The sequence below is a fragment of the Burkholderia sp. Ac-20345 genome (genome assembly GCF_017104825.1).
Classification (GTDB): Bacteria; Pseudomonadota; Gammaproteobacteria; order Burkholderiales; family Burkholderiaceae; genus Burkholderia; species Burkholderia lata_B.
This window is the reverse complement of the sequence record NZ_JAAGPO010000337.1, coordinates 1-5,939: the sequence shown is the minus strand read 5'-3', so window position 1 is coordinate 5,939 and position 5,939 is coordinate 1. Positions and strand designations below refer to the sequence as shown.

The 5,939-nt window shown below is 68.2% G+C and carries 5 protein-coding genes and 1 pseudogene; 3 read left to right on the top strand and 3 right to left on the bottom strand.

Going from position 1 to position 5,939, the window contains the following annotated elements; all coding sequences use genetic code 11:
• Positions 1 to 609, bottom strand: a pseudogene (locus G3O06_RS45945) (putative glycolipid-binding domain-containing protein); the annotation flags it as partial.
• A 3-nt stretch (positions 610 to 612) separates the two neighbouring features.
• On the bottom strand, positions 613 to 1,275 hold the full coding sequence (locus G3O06_RS45940) for a response regulator (protein WP_039360640.1): 663 nt from the start codon (positions 1,273 to 1,275) through the stop codon (positions 613 to 615).
• A 186-nt stretch (positions 1,276 to 1,461) separates the two neighbouring features.
• On the opposite strand from G3O06_RS45940, the gene dacB reads away from it, so the two are divergent.
• From dacB to G3O06_RS45925, 3 genes are all read left to right on the top strand, one after another.
• Positions 1,462 to 2,994, top strand: coding sequence for a D-alanyl-D-alanine carboxypeptidase/D-alanyl-D-alanine-endopeptidase (gene dacB / locus G3O06_RS45935; RefSeq protein ID WP_205820046.1), 1,533 nt, complete (start codon positions 1,462 to 1,464; stop codon positions 2,992 to 2,994).
• A gap of 396 nt (positions 2,995 to 3,390) precedes the next feature.
• Positions 3,391 to 4,305 carry a sterol desaturase family protein gene (locus G3O06_RS45930; RefSeq protein WP_205820045.1) on the top strand — a complete coding sequence of 305 codons (915 nt, stop codon included), beginning with the start codon at positions 3,391 to 3,393 and terminating at the stop codon, positions 4,303 to 4,305.
• 95 nt (positions 4,306 to 4,400) lie between these two features.
• Positions 4,401 to 5,528, top strand: a complete 1,128-nt coding sequence (locus tag G3O06_RS45925) for an SGNH/GDSL hydrolase family protein (protein ID WP_174915328.1) — start codon at positions 4,401 to 4,403, stop codon at positions 5,526 to 5,528.
• An 81-nt stretch (positions 5,529 to 5,609) separates the two neighbouring features.
• On the opposite strand, the gene G3O06_RS45920 is transcribed toward G3O06_RS45925, so the two are convergent.
• Positions 5,610 to 5,939 (bottom strand): Sua5 family C-terminal domain-containing protein (locus tag G3O06_RS45920; protein ID WP_277403795.1); only part of this gene is annotated, 330 nt, incomplete at its 5' end.

The following is a 5,939-nucleotide window of genomic DNA, read 5'->3' as shown; positions in this document are numbered from 1 at the left end:
GCCCGAGCCGTCGTGCCAGTGGCCGGCGCCGTCGCTGCGCAACTCGAGCGTGCCGCCGCCCATCACCTTGAGCACCGCATAGGTCACGCGCCAGTGCGCGTCGCACTCGACGCGATACGCGAGCCCGCGCCCGACGATCACCCACACGGCCGCGCCGAGGAACGGCAGCAGCACGATCAGCGGCCACAGCGTGCGCAGCGCGACGTTCGCCGCGAGCCGGTTGCGCACCGACAGCGGCTGCGCGAGCTGCACGACGTTGTCGCCGACGATCGCGCCGTACACGCGCCATTCGCCGCGATCGGTGCGTTCGGTCGAGAAGCCGAGCTCGGCGCGCGGCGCGATCGGCGCACGCGGATGCGAAAAGTACATCAGCACGCCGTTGCGGTTCCAGATCTGGATCACGATGCCTTCGTCGCCGTTGGTGCGCGAGCCGAACACCTGCGAGAACGGCTCGGACGGCAAGGCCGCCGCGATTTCCTGCAACTGGTAGTCGAACAGTTCGTTCGCTTCGGCGAGCGCCTGCCGGTAGATGAGCCAGCCCGCGATGCCCACGCCCGCGACGACGATCGCGAGCAGCCAGATCAGCAATTGATGACGAATCGACCTCACGCGTCAGCTTTCCTTGACGACCATGTAGCCGAGCCCGCGCACGTTGCGAATCAGGTCCGAGCCGAGCTTCTTGCGCAGCGCGTGGATGTAGACCTCGACCGTGTTGCTGCCGATCTCCTCGCCCCAGCCGTACATCTTCTCCTCGAGCTGGCTCTTCGACAGCACCGCGCCGGGCCGCGCGAGCAGCGCCTCGAGCAGGGCGAACTCGCGCGCGGACAGCGCGACGGGCACGCCGTCGAGCGTCACCTGGTGCGAAGCGGGATCGAGCGTCAGCGCGCCGTGGCGGATCAGCGATTCGCTGCGCCCGGCCTGGCGGCGGATCAGCGCGCGCATCCGCGCGCCCAGTTCATCGAGATCGAACGGCTTGACGAGGTAGTCGTCGGCGCCCGCGTCGAGCCCCTTCACGCGATCGGCAACAGCGTCGCGCGCGGTGACGATCAGCACCGGCAGCGCCAGCCCGCGCGCGCGCAACGTGCGCAGCACGTCGATGCCGTCGCGCTTCGGCAGGCCGAGATCGAGCAGCAGCAAGTCGTACGTCTCGCCGCCGAGCGCCGTCAGTGCGGCATCGCCGTCCTGCACCCAGTCGACCGCAAAGCCGTCCGAGCGCAGCGCCTTGCGCACGCCTTCGGCAATCATTCGATCATCTTCGACAAGCAGAATCCGCATCGGGACAGGTATCCATGGGGCGAGTCAAACACGCCGACCATTGTAGCGCCGCGAACCGGGCGCGCGGCACCGTGCAATGCAACAGAAAGGCGGATTGCAAGGGGGCTGTCCGGACTTGTCTCTACAATGTGCGCTTTGGCGCCGCGCGCGCCCTGCCCGAACATCGTGCTTCTCCCGTATTCGCTCATGCCGATTTCCGATCTTTCCACCCGGTTCGCCCCCCGCGCCCGCGTCTGCCTGCGGGCAGCCGCCATCGTCGCCACCTGCACTGCCCTCGCGTTCGCGCCTGCCGCGCAGGCCCGCAAGAAATCCCACAAGGAAGCGCGCAAGACCACGGTCGTGTCGCCCGCCGCGCGCGCGGCCGGCCTGCCGGCGTCCGTGCTCGTCGCACTGCAGCGCGCGAAGGTGCCGGCGTCGGCGATGAGCGTCGTCATCGAGCGCGTCGGCGATCCGGAGCCGCTGATCTCGTGGAATGCGAGCCGGCCGATGCTGCCCGCCTCGACGATGAAGCTCGTGACGACCTTCTCGGGCCTGTCGATCCTCGGCCCCGACTACCGCTGGCGCACGACCGCCTACACGGACGGCACGATCGACCCCGACGGCACGCTGCAGGGCAACCTGTACATCAAGGGCACCGGCGATCCGAAGCTCGTGCCCGAAGAGCTGATCGACCTCGTCGACAAGATCCGCAAGGCCGGCGTCAAGCGCGTGGCCGGCGGCCTCGTGCTCGACAAGAGCTACTTCGCGGCGTCGACGCGCGATCTCCCTTCGTTCGACGATGACGCGAGCGCGCCGTACAACGTCGGCCCCGATCCGCTGCTGTACGCGTTCAAGGCCGTGTCGTTCACGGTCACGCCGGGCGACGACGGCAAGGTGGCCGTCGACGTGCTGCCGCCGCTCGCGGACCTGTCGATCGACAACCAGCTGGTCGAAGGCACCGGCTCGTGCAGCGCGGCCGCCGCGGCCGCACGCCCGACGCTGACGGCCGGCAGCGGGATCATGACCGCGTCGTTCGCCGGCGACTATCCGCTGCGCTGCGGCGCGCACACGACCAACCTCGCGATCCTCGATCACACGACGTTCTTCGCGCGCGGCTTCCTCGCGCTGTGGCAGCAGGACGGCGGCACGATCACGGGGCCGGTGAGCGAAGGCAAGGTGCCGACCACCGCGCGGCCCCTCGCCGTGCATCACAGCCCGGTGCTCGGCAGCATCGTCTACGACATCAACAAGTTCAGCAACAACGTGATGGCGCGCAACCTGTTCCTGACGATCGGTGCAGCCAGCGGCAAGCCGCCCGCGACGCCCGAGCAGTCGAGCCGTGCGATCCAGGCGTTCCTGCAGAAGAACGGCATCGCGATGCCCGACCTCGTGCTCGAAAACGGCTCGGGCCTGTCGCGCGAAGAGCACGTGAGCGCACAATCGCTCGCCGCGCTGCTGCAGGCCGCGAACGCGAGCCCCGTCGCGCAGGCCTTCATCGATTCGCTGCCGATCGCCGGCATCGACGGCACGATGAAGAACCGCCTCACCAACGCCGGCGTGCTCGGCAACGCGCACATCAAGACCGGCACGCTGCGCGACGTGCGCGCGATCGCCGGCTACGTCGCCGGCGCCGACGGCCAGAGCTACATCGTCGTCAGCTTCATCAACGACGATCATGCGGAAGCCGCACGCGCCGCGCACGACTCGCTGCTCGAGTGGATCTACGCGGGCGCGCACTGACGCTTCCGCGCACCGCGACACGGTGCGGCGCCGCGGGCTGCCGGTTCGCGTCGACCTGCACCGGCCACGGGGCGGCACCGCACAGCGGGTCGCCCTGTCTTGCGGTCGGGCGGCCTGCCGCCGCCCCCGCACACCGAATCCCGCCCCCTCCGGTTTGAAACGGCAGCCGCCACCCGCGCGCGACGCACCGCACGCCAACCGTGCCCGCAAAACAGGGCCACACCGCCCGGCCCCGTGCCGCACGGCTTCCGTAAAAACCCTGTCCTCAGAGGGAACCCTCTACGCTCCCCCCTCGCCTAGCGCGTGGCGATTGCGTAGGCTGTTGGCCTGACCGATACATACAACGGGCCATACGCCCGGCCTCAAGGCTTGCAGGGGAAAGAAGGAGACACGCCCATGCGATTCGACGTCGAATTGCTTCTGCTCGCGCTGGCGCCCGTCTTCCTGCTCTGCATCGCGTGGGAGGCCTGGCACCTCGCCCGCACTCGTGCGCACGACCACGTCTATGCGTGGCGCGACACGCTGTGCAACGCGGCGCTCGCGCTGATGCACCAGGGCGCCGACAAGATCGCGTGGCTGTTCGTGATCCCCGTCTATGCGTACTGCTACCAGCACTATCGCCTGTTCACGTGGCACGACGGCTGGCTGTCGTTCGCGGTGCTGTTCATCGCGCAGGATTTCCTCTACTACGTGTTCCATCGCGCGAGCCACCGCGTGCGCTGGCTGTGGGCCGCGCACGTCGTGCACCACTCGTCCGAGCGGATGAATTTCTCGACCGCGTTCCGCCAGAGCCTGATGTACCCGGTCGCGGGAATGTGGGTGTTCTGGCTGCCGCTCGCGTTCGCCGGCTTTCCGCCTCAACAGGTCGTCGGCATCGTGCTGATCAACCTTGCGTTCCAGTTCTTCGTGCACACGCAGGCGATCGGCAAGCTCGGCTGGCTCGAATACGTGCTGAACACGCCGTCGATCCACCGCGCGCACCATGCGCGCAACCCGCGCTACATCGACCGCAATTACGCAGGCGTCCTTGTGATCTGGGATCGCCTGTTCGGCAGCTTTGTCGAGGAAACGCCCGACGATCCGCCGCAGTACGGGATCGTCGAGCGGCTCGGCTCGAACAACCCGCTCGTTGCGACGTTCCACGAGTGGGTATCGATGGCCGGCGACGCGTTGCGCGTCGACGGCTGGCGCAACAAGCTGCGCGCGATTTTCGGCCCGCCCGAGTGGGCGAGCGCTTATCATGCGCAGATTGCCGAGGCCGCGAACCCTGATCCACGCACCGTGCCGCTTGCGGCTGCGCGAGACCAATAAACCGTTTCAGCCAACGGCCGCCGCGCAGCCCGGAACCGAGCAGGCACGCGGCAGATGAGAAACACATCAGGCCATATCTACGAGGAGATCGAACGATGCAGACACAACAACACGCACCTTCCCGCACCCGTCAGCGCATGCTGCGCACCGCGCAAGTCGCGATCGCCGGCGCCGCGCTCGCGCTGCTCGCCGCATGCGGCGGTGGTGACGACAACAACAACAGCGCATCGAACACGCCGCCGTCGGGCGTGAAAATGCAGGTCGTATCGTTCGGCGACAGCCTGTCCGACGCGGGCACCTACTCGCAGATCAAGCTCGGCTTCGGCGGCGGCCGCTTCACGACCAACCCGGGCCAGGTGTGGACGCAGAACGTCGCGCAGTACTACGGCGACACGCTGCAGCCCGCGAACCAGGGCGGTTTCGGCATTCCGCTGCAGGCTACCGGCGGTCTCGGCTACGCACAGGGCGGCTCGCGCGTGACGCTGCAGCCGGGCATCGGCCATGCGGACGCCAGCGTGCCGAACCCCGACTACGCGCAAGCGACCACGACGCCGATCGCCGACCAGGTCAAGCAATACGTATCGCAGCACGGCAGCTTCAACGCCGGCCAGATCGTGCTGCTGAACGGCGGCGCGAACGACATCTTCTACCAGGTCGCGGCGCTGCAGGCCGGCGCGATCACGCCGACGCAGCTGCAGCAGAACATCGGCGCCGCCGCACAACAGCTCGCCGGCATCGTGCAGCAGATCGTCGCCGCCGGCGCGACGCACGTGTTCGTGTCGAACGTGCCGGATATCGGCGGCACGCCGCTCGCGCTGCAAGGCGGCTCGCAGACGACCCTCACGCAACTGTCGATGCTGTTCAACGGCACGCTCGCCGCGACGCTGCAGGCGCTCAAGGTCGACACGACCAAGTACGTGCTGCTCGACACGTTCACGTGGCAGGACGGCATCCTCGCGAACTACAAGGCGAACGGCTTCGCCGTGTCGAACACCGACACCGCCTGTAACCTGAAGGCGATGGTGCAGGCTGCCACGCAGTACGGTGTCGCGAATGCGACCGCATTCGGCTCGTCGCTGTTCTGCTCGCAGCAGACCTACACGGTCGCGAACGCGGACCAGACCTACATGTTCGCCGACACGGTCCACCCGACGACGCGCCTGCACGCGCTGTTCGCCCAGTTCGCGCAGTCGAAGATCGCAGCCTCGGGCGTCGGCAAGTAAGCAGCCGGCCACGCGCCCAAACGAAAACGCCCGACCGGTTTGCCGGTCGGGCGTTTTTTCATTCCAGTGCCGAGATTGGCGTCAGTCGCGCGCTTCGAACGCGGCCGCCGCGCGGCCGAGGCGATCGTTGACCGCGATCCATTCGACGGTTTCGGGCAGCTTCTCGACGAGGATCCGCGCAACCTGCGCGCGATCGAGCGCACGCAGCATCCCGTACAGGTCACGCGCATACGCCTGCGGATCTTCCGGCGCCGCGACGAAGTGCACGCCGTCGGCCTGCGCCCAGCGTCCCGCGCGCGATGCGCGTGCGACGAGCGCGACACGCTCGCCGTCGGTTTGCGCAGCCGCAAGCAGCGGTTCGAGCGCGTCGAACGGCAGCAGCGCGAGCGGCGTACGCGGTGCGTAATGCGG

What these genes read in the sequence shown, in the direction of transcription:
- G3O06_RS45930 (WP_205820045.1), top strand. Translation starts at nt 3,391, where the DNA reads ATGCGATTCGACGTCGAATTGCTTCTGCTCGCGCTGGCGCCCGTCTTC.
- G3O06_RS45940 (WP_039360640.1), bottom strand. Translation starts at nt 1,275, where the DNA reads ATGCGGATTCTGCTTGTCGAAGATGATCGAATGATTGCCGAAGGCGTG.
- dacB (WP_205820046.1), top strand. Translation starts at nt 1,462, where the DNA reads ATGCCGATTTCCGATCTTTCCACCCGGTTCGCCCCCCGCGCCCGCGTC.
- G3O06_RS45925 (WP_174915328.1), top strand. Translation starts at nt 4,401, where the DNA reads ATGCAGACACAACAACACGCACCTTCCCGCACCCGTCAGCGCATGCTG.